The sequence below is a fragment of the Streptomyces sp. NPDC005263 genome, from assembly GCF_042872365.1.
Lineage (GTDB): Bacteria > Actinomycetota > Actinomycetes > Streptomycetales > Streptomycetaceae > Streptomyces.
Window position 1 is genome coordinate 908,116 of record NZ_JBIAKJ010000002.1, and the last position, 18,836, is coordinate 926,951.

The following is an 18,836-nucleotide window of genomic DNA, read 5'->3' on the forward strand; positions in this document are numbered from 1 at the left end:
AGGGGTTCCGGGAGCAAGCCCCCGCTACCCCCCTTGCCTTCGAGTCCACCGCCCTTACGGAGATCTTCCGTGCCTCTTCTTCGCATGTCCGCACGCGCACTGTTCGATCAGTGCAGTGACGGAGCCCTCTCTGAGCGGCTCGCCCAGAAGTACCGCTCTGTGCTCTTCCAGAGCCCGTCGCCCAGTGAATGCCGCTCGTGGGAGAACAGCATCCCGGCCCTGGCGGAGGTTCTGTGCGATGCAGGGCTTGATGACATCGAGGTGCTGATAGAGCACCGATTACCCCTCACAAGCCTTCGCGCGGACATCATTCTTGCTGGCTCCCACCCCGCGACGGGCAGGCCGTCCTACGTCATCGTCGAACTCAAGCAATGGAGCGAAGCGCGCCTCGTTCCTGGCACTGACAATTTATGTCTAGTAGCGAGAATGGGCAATCGACCGGCTCTGCACCCCGTGGCCCAGGTGCGCCGCTACTGCGACTACCTGCATGATTTCACCAATGTGCTGAATGATCAGGAGGACGCCGTCGCGGGCGTGGCCTACCTGCACTACGCAGCCGATCAAAATGTCAGTGAACTGTTAAGATTACCTGACGCGAAGGCGCAACTCTTCACGGATACATCCCGCGGAGAATTTATTAAGTATCTACGGACCCGTCTTTCTGCCTTGGACGGCTCAGTAGAGGCTGATTATCTCTTGGATAGCCCCCGTGCTCCCGGTCGTCAACTAATGCGTGCCGCTGCTGCCGAGATAATCGACGGCGGTGAGTTCCTCCTGATGGACGAGCAAGAAGTGGCGGCGCGTTTGGTGAAGCGGGCGGCGGACCTGTCGCGACAGTCGGACCAAAAAGAAGCCATAGTGATATCCGGGGGTCCTGGTTCGGGTAAGAGCATTATTGCGCTGCACTTGATGGGACACCTCGGGAGAAACGGGCGAAGCGTTGTCCACGCCACCGGGTCCAAGTCCTTCACCACCACTCTTCGGCATGTCGTCGGCACTAAGAACGGCCGAATCCCAAAGCTTTTCCGGTATTTCTTCGACTTCACAAGTGCTGAACGAAACGGGCTGGACGTCTTGATCTGTGATGAAGCCCATCGCATTCGCCAGTGGTCGTCGAGGCAGGGTGCGTACGCCGGGCATCGGAGCGGTCGAAGCCAAGTGGAGGAACTCATCGACGCAGCCAGGGTCCCCGTCTTCCTGATCGACGAGCATCAGGTCGTGAGGCCCGGGGAAATGGGAAGTGTCGAGACCATCGACGAGGCTGCTCACGCGCGCGGGTGCATTGTTCGCCATGTCGATCTCAACAGCCAGTTCCGGTGCGGCGGGAGCCGTGCCTACGAACATTGGGTCCTCCGTCTCCTCGGCCTTGAGCCCGGTGGTCCGATTCAGTGGCAGCCCGAGGAAGATTTCGAGTTGCTCGTCGCCGAATCGCCCCAAGGTATGGAGAGCCACCTACGCGGCCGACAGGAATCGGGCTACACCTCTCGCATGACGGCAGGATTCTGCTGGCGGTGGAGCGATCCGCGGATTGACGGCAGCCTCGTCGATGACGTGGCTATTGGGGAATGGCGCAGGCCCTGGAACCTCAGAGGTGAGCAACCTGTAGGAGGGACACCCGTTTCTTCGCTGTGGGCCACTGATCCGTCAGGCTTCGGGCAGATCGGGTGCATTTACACGGCCCAAGGATTCGAGTACGCCTGGAACGGAATGATCTTCGGTCCCGACTTGGTGTGGCGGGGAAATGAGTGGCGTGCTGTTCCTGGAGAGAGCAAGGACCACGCCGTGAAAAAGGCGGAGCCAGGAGCCTTCGGTCGCCTTATTCGAAATACCTACAAAGTGCTACTCACGCGGGGGATGGTCGGTACCGTACTCTACTCAACCGATCCCGAGACTCAGGCCATGCTGGCTAGCCTGGTCCCGACTGGGATAAAGCAGGCCCCATGAGTGGGTGACCTTCGCCTTCCCATTGGTTCGCCGGTGCCCCCAAGGAGCCGGGCATCGCCTACCTGCGCGGTCCAGTACGCGGCAAGCGTGAGGGTTTCTGCCGTTGAGGACAAACGGTTCACGGCGAGCGTTTTCAGTGTTGCCTCTCCAGGGTGAGGACGGTCATGCCGTTGGGGCCGATGCGGGATCTGCGGAAGATCTGCCAGGACTTCAGTCGTGCCATGCCGCGTTCGACGGGCGCTCGTGCCTGGGTGACGGCGCGGTTGAGGGTGCGCTGGGTGGGGGCGAGTTCACTGCCGGGTGGGCGTCTGAGGCCGGTGGTGACCCGGGGGCCGGCGCGCGTGTGGGCACGGTCAGCGAGGATCGGGACGCCTTGCCGCTCGCAGACCGGACGATCTTGCCTCCGGGGCAAGCATCCGGGCCGTCTCCTCGTTCCCCCAGGCCGTAGACCCAAGGCCTTCTTCATGTCCTTCTGGAAACCCCGGACGTCGCGTCGAGACCGTCGGGGTCTCGTCAACGCGTGCCGTTCGAGCCCCCTCCTGGCGCTACCTTGGACTAATAGCGCTCCTCATCGTTACGGGCCCTCGGTCTCCTGCGGGTCACACAGCGCGAGCCATCGGAGTGCCCTCACGTGGCTCGTACTCATCCTCGACCTCGACCATCCGCCACGCAGGGTGGAAGTCGCGATGGCCGTCGTACGCCGCAACGAGTGCGTGGATCACAGGGCTACGGAAGTCCCGCGAGAGTCCGGCGTACAACTTCCTGGCCGCCCTCTTCCAGAGGACGCGCTCCTCGTTGTCCTCCACCCTCCGCGGAAACTCCTCCACCCAGTCCATGAGTCGGCGCTTCGCCTCGACGTCGGCGAGGACCCGGGCCTGCAACTTTGCCACATCCTGGTTCTTGCCGGGCTTCAGTGCGCGAGCGGCAGTTTCGTCCTCGTGAAGACGGGCCCAGAGGAACTGCATCATGGCCGCAAATTCGTCGTCTCTCATCGCATTACCCCCGTAGTCGACGTTGAGAGGCAATCATCCACCAGACCGGTCAGTCCGTGAGCTTTTTCAGCGTGGGCCACTGGTGACGCAGGTGAGGTGGTATAGGGGTCACAACGTACGAGGGTCCTGTGCCGTTGTGGGAGGTGTTCGAAGCCTCAACCCATCGGCGCAGGAGCCTCGTTGGTTCCCTACGGCCTGGTTGAGTGGGTCACGAGCTCCTCGTCACCCGCCGCACCAGCGTGCGTTCGTCGCTCTCGTGTACCTGCGCCGTCATGACACTCTCTCCCGCATCGCGGCAGGCTTCGGTATATCCGTCAGTACCGCGCACGCCTACGTCACGGCCGTCGTCGAACTGCTTGCCGACCGGGCTCCGGGTCTGCTGAAGGTACTGCGTGAGCGGGATCCGGACTTCGTCCTGCTGGACGGGACCCTCGCCGAGTGTGACCGTGCCGGAAACAGCCGGGGTGGCTACTCGGCGAAGCACCGTCGGCACGGCGTGAACGTGCAGGTCGTCAGCGATCCCGCCGGTGAGATGCTGTGGATCTCACCCGCACTACCGGGCCGCACCCACGATCTGCGCGCAGCCTGCAGCCACCGCATCGTCCGGATCTGCCAGCGACAGGGCGTCCCTATCCTCGCTGACCGTGCCTATACGGGCGCCGGCCCCCGGGGCACCACCGGCCTGAACGCCCACCCGGCGGTGAACTCACCCGACCCAGCGCACCCTCAACCGCGCCCTGCAGATCGCCGTCTGCTGATCTCCGCTGTCCCCTTCCCAACAGCCTGTGCCACATATGCGGAAAGCCTGAATTGGAACACTCTGCCCGCGCGTAGGAGAGCTGCAGCATCCGTATCGCACGGCGAAGGGCAAGTGGACGGGGCCGGGGCGTGGTGTCGGACTGGCGGCGGCGGAGCTGTTCCGAGCCGGTTCCCCTGCCGATGGCCGTCACTCCCGCCCAACAGCATCCCACCGCCCTCGCCGTGACAGAGCCGTGAAACAAACACGGATCCGGCCTGTCGGTGGGGCACGGTAAGGTCGGCCAGGGGATTTCGCCGTGAACAAGGCGAGAAGCGGACAGCGGAGGTCGGACGGTGACGGAAGCAGGATCGCGTCCGGTGCCCAAGCCCGGACCGCCGCGTCCGGCGCAGCAGTGGTTCCAGGATCGGCCATCCCCGTACCCCTGGGAGCAGGACGCTCTCGACCATGTACGGCGTCTGATGCCGGCCGCCGAGCCTTATCGCGCTTGGGCCACGTTCTCCTTCACCGCGCAGTCGGGCCGTATCAACGAGTGCGACCTGCTGATCGCGGTGCCCGCCGGCTTGTACCTGGTCGAGATCAAGAGCCACCCAGGGCGGCTGGAGAACAACGGATCCACCTGGAACTTCCGAGGTTCCGATCGCACCAGGACGATCAACAGCCCCCTCCACTTCAACGACGCCAAGTCGAAGGACCTCAAGAGCAGACTCCTTTGGGCGGCGCGCAAGTTGGGCATCCCCGAGCGCTCCGTGCCACGCGTGGAACCGGCGATCTTCCTCTCGGCTCCGGACCTCGAGAGCCATCTTGACGATGTCCAGAGAGTCAAGGTCTACGGGCGCGACGACCGCCCCACCGGTCTGAAGCGCATCTGGCAGGACTTCCTCGGGCTGCCGCCGGACCGCCCCGACCGTCGCATCACGCCCGACTTCTCCCGGGACACTCTGCCGCGTCTGCTGAAGGCCATTGGCGTGCAGCAGTCCACGGCCCATCTCCGGTTCGGCGATGCCTGGAAACTGCAGCCGCACCCCCTGGACCGCGGGCAGTCCTGGGAGGACCGCCTGGCAACGCGCGACGACGGACTTGTCCAGGAGGAGGGCCGCGTCCGCATTTACCTGGTCGGCCACATGGCCACCGAGGCGGCGAAGAAGTCGACCGATCGCGCGGCGCGCCGGGAGTACCAGGTACTGCAGGGCATCACGCACCGCGGGATCGTCGAGGCCGTCGAGATCCGGGAGCACCAGGGCGGGCCGGCGATCCTCTTCCGTCACAAGCACACGGACCTCCGCCTCGACCAGTATCTAGCCACCTACGGCGGCAAGCTCACCCCCGAGATCCGCCTCGATCTCGTACGGCAGCTCGCCGAAGCGGTCCGTTACGCGCACAATCGCGCCCTCTACCACCGGGCCCTGGCGGCCAGTTCCGTCTACGTCTCCTTCCGCTCCGACGGGACGCGCCCCGAACTGCGCATCACGGACTGGCAGACAGCGGCCCGAGACTTCGACAGCAACGCCACCTTCTTCCGGTCCATCGGCGGCTCAGCGCTCGACGCCGCTCTGATCGAGGACGCGGCCCGCCTCTATCTCGCCCCCGAGACCGACCAGCCGTACGCCGATCCGGCAGACCTGGACATATTCGGGCTCGGTGCGGTCGCGTACCTGATCCTCACCGGTCAGCCTCCCGCCGCGCAGCGCAGTTCCCTCAGCGAGCGCCTGCGCACCGACTCGGGTCTTCATCTGTACGCCGTCGCCGACGGCTTCTCGGACGCGCTCGACGAGCTTGTCTTCAAGGCGACGCGCTCCGACCTCAACGAACGTCTCGGCTCCGCGGAGGAGTTCCTCGACCTGCTGGACAAGGCGGAGCGCGCCAGTGTGCTGCCCGAGGCACCCACGGCCGTCGGTGTCGACCCGCTGGAGGCGCTGCCCGGCCAGTCGCTCGACGTGGAATGGTCCGTGCGCCGCGTCCTCGGCACCGGCGCCACGGCGCGTGCGCTTCTAGTGGAGCGCGCGGTGGAGGACGAGGACGGCCATGTACAGATCGACGAGTGGGTCTTCAAGGTCGCCCTGGACGAGCTGAAAGCAGAACGGCTGCGTGCCGAGGCGGGCGTCCTCAAGGACGTGGGCGGCGGCGCGATCGTGCAGCTGCGGGGCGAGGGGCTGCGCGAGATCGGCGGACGCACCGTCCTGCAGCTCGAGTACGCCGGTGAGCAGTCCCTGGGTGCACGGCTGCGCGGCAAGGGCAAGCTGACCTATCACGAGCTGGAGCGCTTCGGCGACGACCTGTTCAGGGCGCTGGACCAGCTTGCCGCCAACGGCGTCCTGCACCGCGACCTGAAGCCCGACAACTTCGGCATCCACCACAGCAAGGACCGGATCTGGCGTCTGAAGCTGTTCGACTTCTCCCTCGCCGACGCCTCCGAGCGTGACATCAAGGCGGGCACGCGCGGCTACCTCGACCCGTTCCTCGGCTCCCTGCGGCGGCCGTACTACGACGACCACGCCGAACGGTACGCGGCGGCCGTCACCCTGCACGAGATGGCCGGCGGCGAGCGCCCCATGTGGGGTGACGGACAGGTGGACCCGCTCACCAACGAGTCCGCCGAACTGTACGTCGCGTCGGAGCTGTTCGAACCGGCCCTCGGCGACGGCCTCACATCCTTCTTCCGGCGGGCGCTGCACCGCGACACCGAGCACCGCTTCGACACGCTGCGGCAGATGCACGACGAGTGGCGCGAGGTGTTCCGGGCGGCCGACGCGACCAAGCCGGCCACCACCCCTGCCACGGTCGGCACCCAGGCGGAGGACGCAGAGGAGGCCCGCGACGCCGCCGCGGAGGCCGCGGACGCGGAGACTCTGCTGGAGGCCGCGGGCCTGTCACCCCGTGCCGTGTCCGTCGCGCACGGGCTGGGCGCCACCAAGGTGGGGGAGCTGCTCAACGTCCAGCCGTACGCGATCTCGAAGGCGCGGGGCGCCGGTGCGCTCGTACGCAAGGAACTCAACCGGCGCCGCAAGCAGTGGGCGGTCGCGCTGCGGCAGCCCGCCGGGGGCGACGCCCGACCGGCCGTGCCGACGGCGCGCGCGGGCGGCGACTCCGACTCGGACGGACCGCTGGTCCTGTCGATAGACGACATGGCCGCCCGGCTCACCCCTGAGCCCGGGCGCAAGGGTTCCCACCGTGCGTCAGTGGTCCGACTCGCCCTGGGCCTGCCGCCGGAGGAGGGCGGGCTGTCGCCGTTGGGCCCCTGGCCGGTCCAGGCCCGTATCGCCGACCACCTCAAGATCAAGCAGCCGCCGGTCTCCCGTCATCACCGCATCGAGATCAAGCAGTGGGCCGAGGCGGACTGGCTGGGGCGGGTGCGCGAAGAGCTGGTCGAGATCGTGGCGGCGGCGGGGCGGGTCATGACCGGGCAGGAGGCCGCCGCCGAGCTGCGCGTCCGGCACGGCGCGGGCGACGACACGACCGAGCGCACGCTGGCGAGGGCGCTGGCAGTCGTACGGGCCGCAACCGAGGCCGAGTTGTGGGACGGCGAGGGCGCGGAGCAGCACGAGCCGCGCCTGGCCGTGCACCGACGGGGCGACACCGTACTGATCGCGGGGGAGTCGCTGCCCGGAACAGACGACCCCAGTCCCCGTGAACTGGCCGACTACACGGCCGAGTTGGGGACGGAGGCGGAGCGTCTGGCGCGTCAGGAGCCGCTGCCGGGCCGGGCCGCGGTGGTCCGCGACCTGCGTGCGGTGCCCGCCCCGGAGGGCTTCGCCCCGCTCGCGGACACCCGGCTGGTCGCCCTCGCGGCCGCTGTCGCCGTGGGGACAGAGGTCACTCCGCGCCTTGAGCTGTATCCCCGTGACCTCAGCCTGGACCGCGCCCTGCGGATCTCGCAGGCAGGGGCGGGGGTACGACGGGACCGCGGCATCACGGTCGCCGAGCTGCTGGCGCGACTGCGCGCACGCTTCCCGGTGCTCGACGCGCTCTCCGGGGAGCGGGAGCCGACGTACGTAGAGCTGGAGGACCCCCTCAGGGAGGCGCGTTTCGACCTCCGGTACGACACCAAGCTGGAGCGGTTCTTCCCGCCGGCCCTGGAGGCGGTCGGCCAGTGGACGTCGACCGGGACGGGCACCAGCTACCTGCCACCCGGGCACGGCGTCCCGGCGGTCGCGGAGGTGGACGGGGATCCGCATGCCGCCACCCGTGCCCGGCTCGCGTCGTGCGTGCAGCGCGGTGGGTTCCTCGCGCTGACCGTGAAGGGCAGTCGGCTTCCGGGTGCCGCCGACGCGGTGGCCGCGGCGTTTCCCGTCGAACGAGTCGACCTGGGGCGGGAGTTCCTCGCCGAGTTCCGCGCGCTGGCGGCGGAGAAGGGGCAGGACTGGGAGAAGGTCCTGCGCGCCGACGCGGGCTCGGCGCCAGGGCAGATCAAACGGGGCCTGGCTTCGTTCGTCCGTGCGGTGTGGGTGCGCCTGGAGGCCGTCCTGCTGGAGCGGGCCGCGACGCCGCGCACGGTCCTCTTCCTGCACGACGCGGGACTGCTCGCCCGGTACTGGGACGAGGGCGGCCACGACTTCCTGGTCCGGCTCCAGACGGCGGCCCGCCGACCGGCCGACGACCCGCACGGGCTGTGGCTGCTCTGTCCCGTGGACACGCGCACGCAGGTCCCGCACCTGGACGGGCGGACGGTCGAGGTGATCGGCGGGGACGGCGAACGGGCGTACCTCGGCGGCGACTTCCTGGCGGCGGGGGCCGCGGCGGCGTAGGCGCTCCGCTAAATGTGCGGTTCGTTCGTGCGGGCCGGTGGGGGCTGGTCGCGCCCCGCGGCGGAAGCCACAGATTGATGCGGCCCCGCGCCCCTTACGGGGCGCGGTTCCGCACCGGATTTCCCCACGCCGCTCAGAGCCGCACCGCCGCCGTCGACGGCGAGCGCCCGGTCCTGCCGGTCGTCAGTGCGCGCGTCTGGAGACGCCGCCCCTGCGGCCGATACCGAAGGCCAGGCGGTAGACGTCGGGGATGTCTACCGCGTAGTCGCGCAGGTCGGTGGCGCCCGCCGCGCGCCGGGTCATCACGCCGAGCCTCTCCAACTCGTCGATCAGCTCACGGTGGTTGTCGACGTCCTCCGGGCCGCTGCCCTGCGAGCCGTTCGCCAGGATCTCGCGCAGCTTCGCGGAGAGGGAGGCGTCGCGCCAGTGGGCGAGGACCACGGATGGCTGCATCGGCACCTGCGCGCCCCGCAGCTGCTCGACGGCGACCGCCGCCCAGCGGAGGTCCTCCGTGATCTCGTCCACGCGGATCTGGGAAGCGGTGCTCACGGATGCCCGGATGGCGTCGTAGTGGAGGGCGTGCTCGTGTGTGGGGTGCCGGTCCCGGCTGATGGTCGCCGCGGTGGAGACGGCCTGGAGCAGGGTGCGCGGGCTCACCTGGCCCCGGCCGTCCTGAAGGTGGTTGGGAAGCCAGGTGTACGTGTGGCCGCGGCGGTGGCTCGGGCCCATGTACGGGCCGGCCATCGTCACGAACAGATCGTGCTGGCGTTGCGGAGTGGCGATGACGTCGACGGGGGCGATGAACCTGCCTTCGCCCTCCTGGCGCCAACTACCCGTCCAGGCACGGAACTTCTCCGCCTCGGAGCTCGGGTGATTGCCGAGCTGGTGGTAGAGCAGGCCGTACAGGTTCTCCGTGGTCCACGCCAGATCGGTCGCGTTGGCGCCGAGTTTCGACGCGTCGGAGAAGTGCTTGGGGGCGCTCTCGTACATGTCCGGGCGGACGAAGATCTTCGCGCGGATGGCACTGGTGCTCATCCGAAGGTCCAGCGCCACCTCGAAGAGGCCGGTCACCAGCCGGTCGACGACCGGCCGGTCGTTGTGGAGGTGCTCCAGGGCGTCGAAGATCAGCAGGCGGGTGCGGCCGCTCTTGCGGGCCACCTGGTCGATCGTCCACAGGGCGCGTTCGTAGGACTCCATGTGGTCGGCGACCCAGCGGACGCGTTTGTCCCAGCCTTCGATGCGCAGGATCTCCGGTGCCCCGAGTCCTGTCAGAACCACGGCGGACCAGAGGTGCTGGGGCTTGACGCCGTCCTCTACGAGCTTGCTGATGACGTTCTTGCTCGGGTGGTGCAGGCTGGGCTCGCCGCCCCTCGCGTGGCCCGTGGCGACCGTCATCCGGTCCAGCCGGGGCATCATGTACGAGGCCGCCGCGATCTCCCGCATCCGGTCGTCGCTCAGGACCTTGGTCCACACGGTCTTGCCGGAGCCGCGTGCGCCGCGCACCACCGTCACGTCGGGGTCCAGTGCGCGCCGGTGGCTCGACGGGGTGAACAGCCGTGTGACGTCGGGGCTCACCGTGTCGGCGTCGAAGGCGCTGCCGGGGGCGGTGGCGAGCAGCGTCCGGTACTCGTCGGTGGACAGCGGGTCCGTCATGACAGCTCCTCGCTCGGGAAGACGAGTTGTTCGACCTCTTTGAGGAACTTCTTGTACGCGGCTTCCACGAAGGGCAGTTCGGGCCAGTCGCGGTCCTGGAGCGGGTCGAGGCCGATCAGGTCGTGGCTGAAGAGGATCGGGATGGGCGCGTGCGGGGCTTGGTTGTCCTCCAGGGCCGGGTGGTACGCGGCCAGATCCGCGCCCTCCGCGTCGTCGTAGAGCGTCTCGGCGAACAAGCGCTGGGCGTTGTCCCGGAGCTTGTGCAGGCGCTGTATGTCCCCGGCGGACCGGAACATGGCGGCCACGATACGGAGCCGCTCACGCAGCTCGACGGCTCGGTCCGGGTGCTGTTTCCACTGGGAGAGCAGCATGCCGTAGCCGTACCAGGTGGACGGGTTGTCGACGGCGAAGAGCAGGGAGAGCCCGCTGAGCTGGGTGAGGGTGACGGCGGCGATGTCGTGGATGCCGGCCCGGCTGTCGAGCAGGACCACGTCCGGCTGCCGCGAGATCCCGGCCACCTGCGCCTCGCAGGCGGCGATGGCCTCCTCCAGCCGCACGCAGAACGGCTTGGGCGCGCCGCCCGGTTCGGCGGGCGGGAGGTCGCTGTAGATGCGGTTCAGCTTCGCGAGGTAGTCGTAGCCGTCGCGGGGGCTGCCCCCGGCGGGCGCCAGCCAGATTTCGCCGTTGCCCTGGGAGGGCACGAAGAACGAGCTCTGGGTGACCAGGTCCAGCCCCTCCGCGTTGCCGACCCCTGCCTCGACCAGATGGTCGACGATGCCGTGGTCGGGCAGCTCGTCGAAGCCGTGCAGGAGCGAGGAGACGCCAGGGGATTCCAGGTCGAGGTCGACGACGAGGACGCAGTGGCCCTTGTCGGCGAGATGCCGGGCGAGGACGGCGGTGGCGGTGGAGCGGCCCACTCCGCCCTTGAACCCGTACAGGGCGACGCGTCGCTCTCGCACCTCGGGCTGCGGCGCGGCGCCCGAGGCGGATTCCCGGGCCCAGTCGGCGCCCACGACGGTCCGTTCGAGTACGGCGACCCGGCCTCGGCTTCCCGGTTCGCCCGCGTCCTGCACGACGAGTTCGGAGGAGGCGAAGAACATCTCCGGTGCGAACATCGTGGATGCGGCCTGGACGGGCTGGGCACCCGCGAAGGCCTGGGTGTCGCGTCGGAACTCCTCCGTGAGCGAGGCCAGTTCCTCGGCCGACACCGGCTCGTCCTCGTCGTCGAGGAGGAGCGACGCCCGCCCGAACAGGTCGCGTACGAGGACGGTGTCCCGGCCTGTTGCGGCGGCTCGGTGGGCGTGGCCCAGGGAGGCGTTCCACGCGGCGTCGAATCGGATGGGGTTCATGGGGGTGGGCGCCTGCTTTTCCACTTCGGCTGCGTCTTCTGCTCGGGCTGGGCTACTTCGCCCGCTGGTGGGCGGCGATGACGGTACGGGCGGCGGCGAGGTGACGTTTCACGCGCTGCTCGGATATCTGGCCGCTGTCACGGTAGCGGTGGGCGACGTCCCACTCGTCGGTGGATTCCCGGAAGGGGTTCTGCTGGGGGATCTGTGCGAGCACGGCGGCACCATGGTGGCCGTTCGCGAGCAGGAGGAGTTGGTCCCATACGTGGGGCAGGTGACCGTGCTGGGAGTCCTTCCGCGCCTTTTCGGCCTGTCTGTTGCTCTGTGTCGGCCTGTTCCTGATCGCCGGGCTGTACGGAATGCCGAGCGGGGTGTCCTGTACGGAACCGAAGAAGTCGAGGAGCATCGCCTTGATGGCGCACTCCGCGGCGATCCCGGCGAGATGGTCGGCGGGGCCGAAGAGCTGGGGCGACTTGGCGAGTTGCGTCGCCGCGTCGTAGTGGCAGCGGCCCACCTCTAAAAATGAGTGTGGGTGGGCGGGTGTGGGTGGGGGTGCGGCTGCCGGCGTGGAGGTCGCGGGTGCCGGGGCCGGAGGTGTCGTCGGGGCCGCCGGGACCGGTGGAGGTGTCTGAGCCGTCACGGTGATCACCTTAGCGGCGTGATCATGGCAGATGAGAGTACTTTGCGATGACTCCTGCGGGATCTGTCTCGGTCGACGGTGCTGGCAGGATTGGGACGCGAAACCGCATGCGATGTGCGGTGGGTGACGTGGTGCTGCGAGAGGGATGGCGAAGAGTGACGGTCACGGGCCAGGAAGCGCGGGCGGGGCTGGACCAGGCGGCGCTGCTGAAGGATCTGCGGCGGCAGGTCGTTGTCCTTGAGGACGATCTGCGTGCGCGCAGTGAGTCCGAGGACGAGTACCGCGTCCGCTTGGAGTCCGAGTACCGGCGGGCCCGGGAGGCGCAGCGTACGGCGGTGACGTATGGCGCGTGGCGGGACGAGCGGGTGACTCAGGCCGCCGTCGCGTGGGTGCTGGCCTGTGTGTTCGTACGGTTCTGTGAGGATCACGGGCTGATCGAGACGCCGTTCATCGCCGGGCCGGGGGAGCGGTTGACGGAGGCGGAGGAGGAGCACGAGGCGTTCTTCCGCGACCACCCCGACCGCAACGACCGGGACTGGTTGCTTGCCGCGTTCCAGCATCTTGCGGAAGCCCACAAGACCGTGGCGGGTCTCTTCGACCGTGCGCACAATCCGCTGTGGGAGTTGATGCCGAGCTATGAGGCCGCGACGGAGTTGTTGCGGTTCTGGCGGCGGTGGGACGCGGACGGGCGGATCGTCTACGACTTCTCGTACCTGGAGTGGGACACGCGGTTCCTCGGCGACCTGTACCAGGACCTGAGTGACCATGCCCGCAAGACGTACGCGCTGTTGCAGACGCCGGAGTTCGTCGAGGAGTTCATCCTCGATCTGACGCTGGAGCCGGCCGTCGCGGAGTTCGGACTGGATCCCGTGGTGGAGGGGCCGGGGGGTGTCGAGCGGCGGGGCCTGCGGACGATCGACCCCGCGTGCGGGTCGGGGCACTTCCTGCTGGGCATCTTCGCGCGGCTCGTGGAGAAGCGGCGGGAGGCGGAGCCGGGCGCGGATGAGTGGTCGGTGGTGCGGAGGGCCCTGGAGTCCGTCCACGGGTGTGACAAGAATCCCTTTGCGGCGAGTATCGCTCGGTTCCGGTTGTTGGTCGCGGCCATGCGGGCTGCGGGGGCTGAGCGGCTGGCGGATGCGCCGGTGTTTCCCATCAATGTGGCTGTCGGGGACTCGTTGCTGCATGGGCGGGATGCGGCGGGTATTCAGACGGATTTGGGGACGTTGTTTGCGGAGGTGGAGGGGGGTGACTCTGGAGGTGGGGGTGCCTTTGTTTACTCGACGGAGGATGTGGGGGAGTTCGACGGGGAGGTGGATTTGCTGGGGCGGGGATCTTACCACGTGGTGGTGGGGAATCCGCCTTACATCACGGTGAAGGACAAGCAGGAGAACGAGAACTATCGGGCGGCGTATGACGCTTGTTCGGGGAAGTATGCATTGTCCGTTCCGTTCATGCAGAGGCTTTTTGAGCTGGCCTTGAAGGGAGCGGGTGGCGGCAAGGGCGGGGGTGGCTTCGTCGGTCAGATCACAGCGAACTCCTTCATGAAGAGGGAGTTCGGAAAGAGGCTCATTGAGGTGGTCTTCCGTGAGCGGGTTGAGCTCTCGTATGTGATCGACACGTCGGGGGCGTTCATTCCTGGGCACGGAACACCAACGGTGATTCTCGTGGGGCGGAATCGGCTGCCCAATCCTGAGCGAACTGTGCGTGCGGCGCTAGGTGTCCGGGGGGAGCCGTCACAGCCCGAGGTTCCCGCGGAGGCGGCTGTTTGGCGTGCGATTGTTGAGCAGGTGGGGAGGCCTGGCAGCGAGTCCGAGTGGGTTTCAGTCGAGGACGTCCACGTTAAGGCGTTTGACGCCCACCCGTGGTCGGTGAGTGGAGGTGGGGCAGGTGCTCTGCTAGGGCGAGTTGAGGGTGCTGCCCAGATCCGGCTCGCTGCCCGCGCTGAGTCACTCGGCATTACGAGCTTTACACTGGAAGACGATCTGTACTTGCTGCCCGAGCGTAGTGTCAGGCGCCATGGCATTGGCGCAGACAAATCTCGGCCCATGGTGACGGGTGACTTGCTGCGCGATTGGGGTGGGGGCGAATTTGAGTACGCTGTGTTCCCCTACACGGAGATGCTAGAAGCGGTGGACGTAGAGGAAGAGCGCCCGCTGCTGCACTACATGTGGCCTTGTCGCACGACGATCTCCAATAGCCTTCTCTTCGGGCGGCAGACGAAGGTGCAGGGTGGCCTCAAGTGGTCGGAGTTTGGGCGCTTGACGAGGAGCAAGCTTCGGACTCCGCTTTCGATCGCGTTTGCCTTCGTCGCGACCCATAACCACTTCGTGTTGGATCGGGGTGGGAAGGTGTTCAATCGCTCGGCTCCGGTGATTAAGCTGTCGGAGGAGGCAGGAGAAGCAGAGCATCTGGAGTTGTTGGCGGTTCTCAACTCGTCGACAGCCTGCTTCTGGCTAAAGCAAGTAAGCCACGACAAGGGCAGCCAATCCGGCACTGGCGGATTCATGCACGATGAGTGGGAGCGCTTTTTCGAGTTCACTGGAACAAAGCTTCAAGAGTACCCGCTTCCTCGTCAGTTGCCGCTGGCCATGGCACGTCTATTGGATTCTCGAGCCCAGGAGTTGACCCAGGTCGAGCCATCCGCTGTTTGTGAGGCGGGACTGCCGACTCGTACGGTTCTGCGCGGTGCCCGCACCGCATACACGGGTCTCCGGGAGCGGATGATCGCTCTCCAAGAAGAACTGGACTGGCAGGTCTACGGCCTCTATGACCTGCTGTCTGAGACTGACGTAGCGCGAGTCACCATCGCGTCTCCGGAGCAAAACACTGTTCCTGAGGTACGGCTGGGGGAGCGGGCGTTTGAAATTGTGTTGGCTCGGCAGGTGACGCGTGGTGACACAGAAACCGTGTGGTTTGACAGGCATGGATCGGCCCTTGTCACCGAGATCCCTAACCGTTGGCCCGGCTGGTATCGGGACATCGTCCAGGCCCGTATCGACATCATCGAGCGGCGTAAGGACATTGGGCTCATCGAGCGGCCCGAGTGCAAGCGGCGATGGTCCGTCGAGCCCTGGGAGAAGAAGGAGAAGGCCGCCCTGCGCACCTGGTTGCTCGACCGGTGTGAGGATCCCGCGCTGTGGTTCAGCCTCCGTGAGGGTGTGAAGCAGCCTCGTACGCTCACCGTCAACCAGCTTGCCGATGCCCTGAGTTCCAACGCTGAATTCAACTCCGTCGCCGCATTGTACGCCTCCGATCACCTCAACAAGCCGGACCTCCCGCTCGGGCAGGTGCTCGCCGATGTCATCGCTGACGAGCATGTGCCGTACCTCGCTGCCATGCGCTACAAGGACTCCGGACTGCGTAAGCGTGAGCAGTGGGGAGAAGTCTGGGAGCAGCAGCGGGAGGAGGACCGGACCGGGCAGCGGCTCGATATCCCTGTCCCGCCGAAGTACTCGTCCGCCGACTTCCTCAAGCACTCCTACTGGTCCCACCGCGGCAAGCTCGACGTGCCCAAGGAGCGGTTCATCTCCTATCTGGACGCCGGGCCCGACGCGGACCCAACAGTTCTGCTCGGGTGGGCCGGGTGGGATCACAAGGATCAGGCCCAGGCGCTCATCAACCTCATCGAGGACCGTGCGGAGCAGAGCGGTTGGGACACCGAGCGGCTCACCCCGTTGCTTGCCGGACTCCACGAAGTTATGCCTTGGGTGCGGCAGTGGCACGGTCAGTACGACGCCGAGTGGGAGTCCGTGCCGGCGGAGGACTGCGATGCCTTCCTCGACGAGCAGCTGGGCAAGCATCGGCTCAGCGCGACGGAACTCAAGGCCTGGCGGCCAGTGAAGCGGGCGCGGGGACGTAAGGCTGCCGCCTCAAAGAAGGCGAGCGCCCCGGAGCAGCCCGCCCTCGACGTCGAGTAGACGGAACGCAGCAGTGGGGGCGCCCGGATTCGTAAACTCCGGGCGCCCCCACTGACGTGGCTGATTCAGGCTCGGGCGTCAGCCGCATAGGCGACGAACTTCGACCAAGCGGTGGGTGTGAGCGCAAGCTCTTCGCCCTCTTTCTGCTTGGAGTCGCGGACGTGGACGGCTCCGGCCATGGCGACCTCAACACAGTTGTCGCCCTGTGTCCCGCTGTAGCTGCTCTTGAACCAAGTCAGCTCGGTGGTGGTGCTCATAGCGATCCTCGCATCTCCTTCAACAGGCCCATGGTCGCCTCGTGGCTGAGGGCCTGCGAGCGCATCTTGCCATAGCGCTGAAGGAGGGCGCTGGTGTCTTTCGAGCCGGTGATGAGGGCACTTCCCTGCTGGCCCTCGAAGTAGCCGAACCACTGGTTTTCCGGAGACTCCGCCAGGTACATGGGGCCGTCGAGACCAGCGTGATCGTCCTGGCGCAGGGGCATGATCTGAAGCTGAACGTTGCGGAGTTCGGCCTGCTTGAGCAAGTAGTCGATGAGGATGCCGGTGACTTCGTCTCCGCCCGTCCGGCGGTCAAGCAGAGCCTGCTCGATGATGAAGCTGAAGGCCACGTTCTGCTTCTCGGACAGGAGGCGCTGGCGTTCGAGCCGCGCTTCGACCTGCCGTTCCAGTTGTTCATCGGTCAGCGGAGGCAAACTGCTGAGGAAGACCGCCCGAGCGTAAGCCTCCGGCTGCATCAACCCAGGAATCGCCCGGCACTCATACGCGTACAGCGAGATCGCATCCTCCTCGATCCCCGCCCACTGCACGAACCACGACGCCAGCCCCTGCCTCCGCGTCAGATGCCGTGCTGCCGCCTTGAGCACCCTCGGCGCCTCAAGAGTCACCCCCGCTCGCTCGATGAACCGCACCGACGGGAACCGTTTCCCCTGCGCCAGCTTGGCCACCGCATGGACCGAGTAGCGCACCAGCGGCGCGAACTCCTCCTGCGTCAGGCCCGCTTCCTCCCGCAACGCCTTCAGGACCGCGCCGAAGCTCTTGAGGCCGTCCGACACTTCCGGTTCACTGCTCGCGACGCCGTCCAACACGCCCGGCCCACCTCCCACATACGCCACCGGGACATCAACCCACCCATGGTTACGGGGCGTCACCCACCCTGTCCACTCAGTGAACCCACCCAGTCGTGGCTGTACCAGCGTCGTGCCTGTTGAGCCGCTCTCCCTCCCGTGACGCTGGACCGCATGACCGCACCTCAGGCCCAACCAGCCGTCACCGTACGTATGTTCTTCCAGCGGCTCAGCGCGACCCGGCGCGGCGCCCGGCTCGGCCGCCGCCTCGCGACCCATCAACTCGACGTCTGGGGCATCCCGTTCGGCTCCGACCTCTCCGACGCCGTGACTCTCGTCGTCGCCGAGCTGGCCTCCAACGCCGTACTCCACGCACGCGTACCGGGCCGCGACTTCGCCCTCCGCCTTGAGCACCGACGCACTCCGCGTCGAGGTCGCCGACGCCCGAGGGGGCCGCCCGGTCCCCGCATCGCCGATGGCCGGAGACCCGACGGCCGACCGCGACCCCGACCACGGCCGGGGCCTCGTCATCGTCGATGCCCTCGCCTCCCGTTGGGGCGTCACCGACCGCCCAGGACCCGGCAAGGTCGTCTGGGCCGAGATCGACCTCCGCTGAAGAACCCAGAACACCACCAGTCACCGTCACGGCATCGGCATCGGAACCGCCGGCGGGCTCGCCCGCTGCCAGTAGTGCAGCACCGGAGGGTGCGCGACCTCCTCCCCGAGATCGGAGGTCAGCAGGTGATGCCGCGCCACCGCGTCGTCGACGATCTGCCGCCACCACTCCAGCCGGTCCCGGCCCGCATCGGCCGAGATCAACTCGTCGTGCAGCGCGTACAGCTCGCACGTGTTGTGCCACTGCGACTCGCGCACGTCGGCGTTGCTCTCGCTGAAGCGCGACAACTCGGCGCCCTTGCACACCGCGCACCCGCACGTCCACGGGTCCACGCGCGTGAACCAGTTCTGGAGCACCTCCACCCGGTGGTACTTGAGCAGGTCGCGGACGAGCACCACCGGATACGGCCGCCAGCCCCGCCCCTTGCGGCGCGGGTCCATGCCGTGCCGGAGCATGGCGGTGACCCCCACCGCCGTGCCCAAAGCCCCGTGCGCCAGCGCGTCGAACGCCGCCAGATCCGTACGCCACAGCAGCAGACGCGGACACGACCGGCACAGCACCCGCAGGCCCTCGGCCACACCCACCCGCTCCAACGGGTCCTTGTAGTGCTGCATGATCAGCGCCACCGGATGCCGGCTGGCCCGTACCGCCGCCACCAGGTGCAGCAGCGACTCGCCCCGCAGCCAGCGGTAGCTGCACGGCAGCAGGACGACCGTGTCCGTCCGCTCCAGCCGGTTGGCCTGGGCGATCACCGCACGCAGGACACGGGCGTCGCCGTCCTCGTCCGGCGGTATGAAGCAGGTCGGGGTCACCGCGAACGCCGCCTTGTTGGCGAGCTGGCCGTTCAGGACCTCCTCCAGGCCGGAGAGGTCGAGCGCGTGCCAGCCGTCGGCCGCCTGATAGCCGAAGGGCCGGTCGACGGTCGCGACCCGGTGCTCGTGGCCGCCGTAGTCGACGGCCACGACCGTGTCCGGATAGCTGTTGCGTATGTTGCGGCACCTCACCGCCGCATCGGCACCGGTGAGAAGCAGACCCCCGGCGTTTCCGTCGATGTGCGGCAGCAGGCCGGTCGCCGACCTGTCGTTCACCATGATCAGTAATCGGTCGCGCAGTAAGCCCTCGATCCCGTCGCCCCACATGGGGTCCCCCTCGCGGTCATGAAG

At 67.4% G+C, this 18,836-nt stretch carries 10 protein-coding genes and 3 pseudogenes; 5 read left to right on the forward strand and 8 right to left on the reverse strand.

Features of this window, described 5'->3' with window-relative positions:
- Positions 1 to 84: 84 nt before the first annotated feature.
- Positions 85 to 1,944, forward strand: coding sequence for a DNA/RNA helicase domain-containing protein (locus ACFYRY_RS11365; protein ID WP_389142560.1), 1,860 nt, complete (start codon positions 85 to 87; stop codon positions 1,942 to 1,944).
- 133 nt (positions 1,945 to 2,077) lie between these two features.
- Here ACFYRY_RS11365 and ACFYRY_RS11370 read toward each other — a convergent pair.
- Positions 2,078 to 2,332 (reverse strand): annotated as a pseudogene (locus tag ACFYRY_RS11370) (transposase family protein); the annotation flags it as partial.
- Between the two features lie 211 nt (positions 2,333 to 2,543).
- A complete protein-coding gene (locus tag ACFYRY_RS11375; protein ID WP_389142562.1) occupies positions 2,544 to 2,936 on the reverse strand; it encodes a DUF6221 family protein in 393 nt (130 codons plus the stop codon).
- A 220-nt stretch (positions 2,937 to 3,156) separates the two neighbouring features.
- On the opposite strand from ACFYRY_RS11375, the pseudogene ACFYRY_RS11380 reads away from it, so the two are divergent.
- Both ACFYRY_RS11380 and pglW read left to right on the forward strand, forming a co-directional pair.
- Positions 3,157 to 3,685 (forward strand): annotated as a pseudogene (locus tag ACFYRY_RS11380) (transposase family protein); the annotation flags it as partial.
- Positions 3,686 to 4,052: 367 nt separating this feature from the next.
- The gene (pglW, locus tag ACFYRY_RS11385) at positions 4,053 to 8,438 is read left to right on the forward strand and encodes a BREX system serine/threonine kinase PglW (protein ID WP_389142565.1); all 4,386 of its coding nucleotides are present in this window, start codon (positions 4,053 to 4,055) and stop codon (positions 8,436 to 8,438) included.
- 183 nt (positions 8,439 to 8,621) lie between these two features.
- Here the strand turns inward: pglW and ACFYRY_RS11390 are convergent, their stop codons facing one another.
- Genes ACFYRY_RS11390 through ACFYRY_RS11400 form a run of 3 tightly spaced genes read right to left on the reverse strand, consistent with a single transcriptional unit; the run spans position 8,622 to position 11,951 of the window.
- Positions 8,622 to 10,091, reverse strand: coding sequence for a hypothetical protein (locus tag ACFYRY_RS11390; RefSeq protein ID WP_389142567.1), 1,470 nt, complete (start codon positions 10,089 to 10,091; stop codon positions 8,622 to 8,624).
- Positions 10,088 to 11,440: a ParA family protein gene (locus tag ACFYRY_RS11395; RefSeq protein WP_389142570.1), complete on the reverse strand. Its 1,353-nt coding sequence runs from the start codon at positions 11,438 to 11,440 to the stop codon at positions 10,088 to 10,090. Before ACFYRY_RS11395 ends, ACFYRY_RS11390 begins: the two co-directional genes overlap by 4 nt.
- A gap of 52 nt (positions 11,441 to 11,492) precedes the next feature.
- Positions 11,493 to 11,951, reverse strand: coding sequence for a hypothetical protein (locus tag ACFYRY_RS11400; protein WP_389142573.1), 459 nt, complete (start codon positions 11,949 to 11,951; stop codon positions 11,493 to 11,495).
- Positions 11,952 to 12,232: 281 nt separating this feature from the next.
- On the opposite strand from ACFYRY_RS11400, the gene pglX reads away from it, so the two are divergent.
- On the forward strand, positions 12,233 to 15,994 hold the full coding sequence (gene pglX / locus ACFYRY_RS11405) for a BREX-2 system adenine-specific DNA-methyltransferase PglX (protein WP_389142576.1): 3,762 nt from the start codon (positions 12,233 to 12,235) through the stop codon (positions 15,992 to 15,994).
- 65 nt (positions 15,995 to 16,059) lie between these two features.
- Here the strand turns inward: pglX and ACFYRY_RS11410 are convergent, their stop codons facing one another.
- Entirely contained in the window at positions 16,060 to 16,251 is a 192-nt protein-coding gene (locus ACFYRY_RS11410; RefSeq protein ID WP_389142579.1) for a DUF397 domain-containing protein, read from the reverse strand.
- Positions 16,248 to 17,078: a helix-turn-helix domain-containing protein gene (locus ACFYRY_RS11415; RefSeq protein WP_389142582.1), complete on the reverse strand. Its 831-nt coding sequence runs from the start codon at positions 17,076 to 17,078 to the stop codon at positions 16,248 to 16,250. The genes ACFYRY_RS11410 and ACFYRY_RS11415 overlap by 4 nt, the downstream gene beginning before the upstream one ends.
- A 192-nt stretch (positions 17,079 to 17,270) precedes the next feature.
- On the opposite strand from ACFYRY_RS11415, the pseudogene ACFYRY_RS11420 reads away from it, so the two are divergent.
- A pseudogene (locus ACFYRY_RS11420) lies at positions 17,271 to 17,673 on the forward strand (ATP-binding protein).
- Between the two features lie 26 nt (positions 17,674 to 17,699).
- Here ACFYRY_RS11420 and ACFYRY_RS11425 read toward each other — a convergent pair.
- Entirely contained in the window at positions 17,700 to 18,812 is a 1,113-nt protein-coding gene (locus tag ACFYRY_RS11425) for a hypothetical protein (protein WP_389142584.1), read from the reverse strand.
- Positions 18,813 to 18,836 lie beyond the last annotated feature (24 nt).

Coding starts and splice junctions, on each gene's coding strand:
- ACFYRY_RS11410 (WP_389142579.1), bottom strand. CDS start 16,251: ATGAGCACCACCACCGAGCTGACTTGGTTCAAGAGCAGCTACAGCGGG.
- ACFYRY_RS11375 (WP_389142562.1), bottom strand. CDS start 2,936: ATGAGAGACGACGAATTTGCGGCCATGATGCAGTTCCTCTGGGCCCGT.
- ACFYRY_RS11395 (WP_389142570.1), bottom strand. CDS start 11,440: ATGAACCCCATCCGATTCGACGCCGCGTGGAACGCCTCCCTGGGCCAC.
- ACFYRY_RS11425 (WP_389142584.1), bottom strand. CDS start 18,812: ATGTGGGGCGACGGGATCGAGGGCTTACTGCGCGACCGATTACTGATC.
- ACFYRY_RS11365 (WP_389142560.1), top strand. CDS start 85: ATGTCCGCACGCGCACTGTTCGATCAGTGCAGTGACGGAGCCCTCTCT.
- ACFYRY_RS11390 (WP_389142567.1), bottom strand. CDS start 10,091: ATGACGGACCCGCTGTCCACCGACGAGTACCGGACGCTGCTCGCCACC.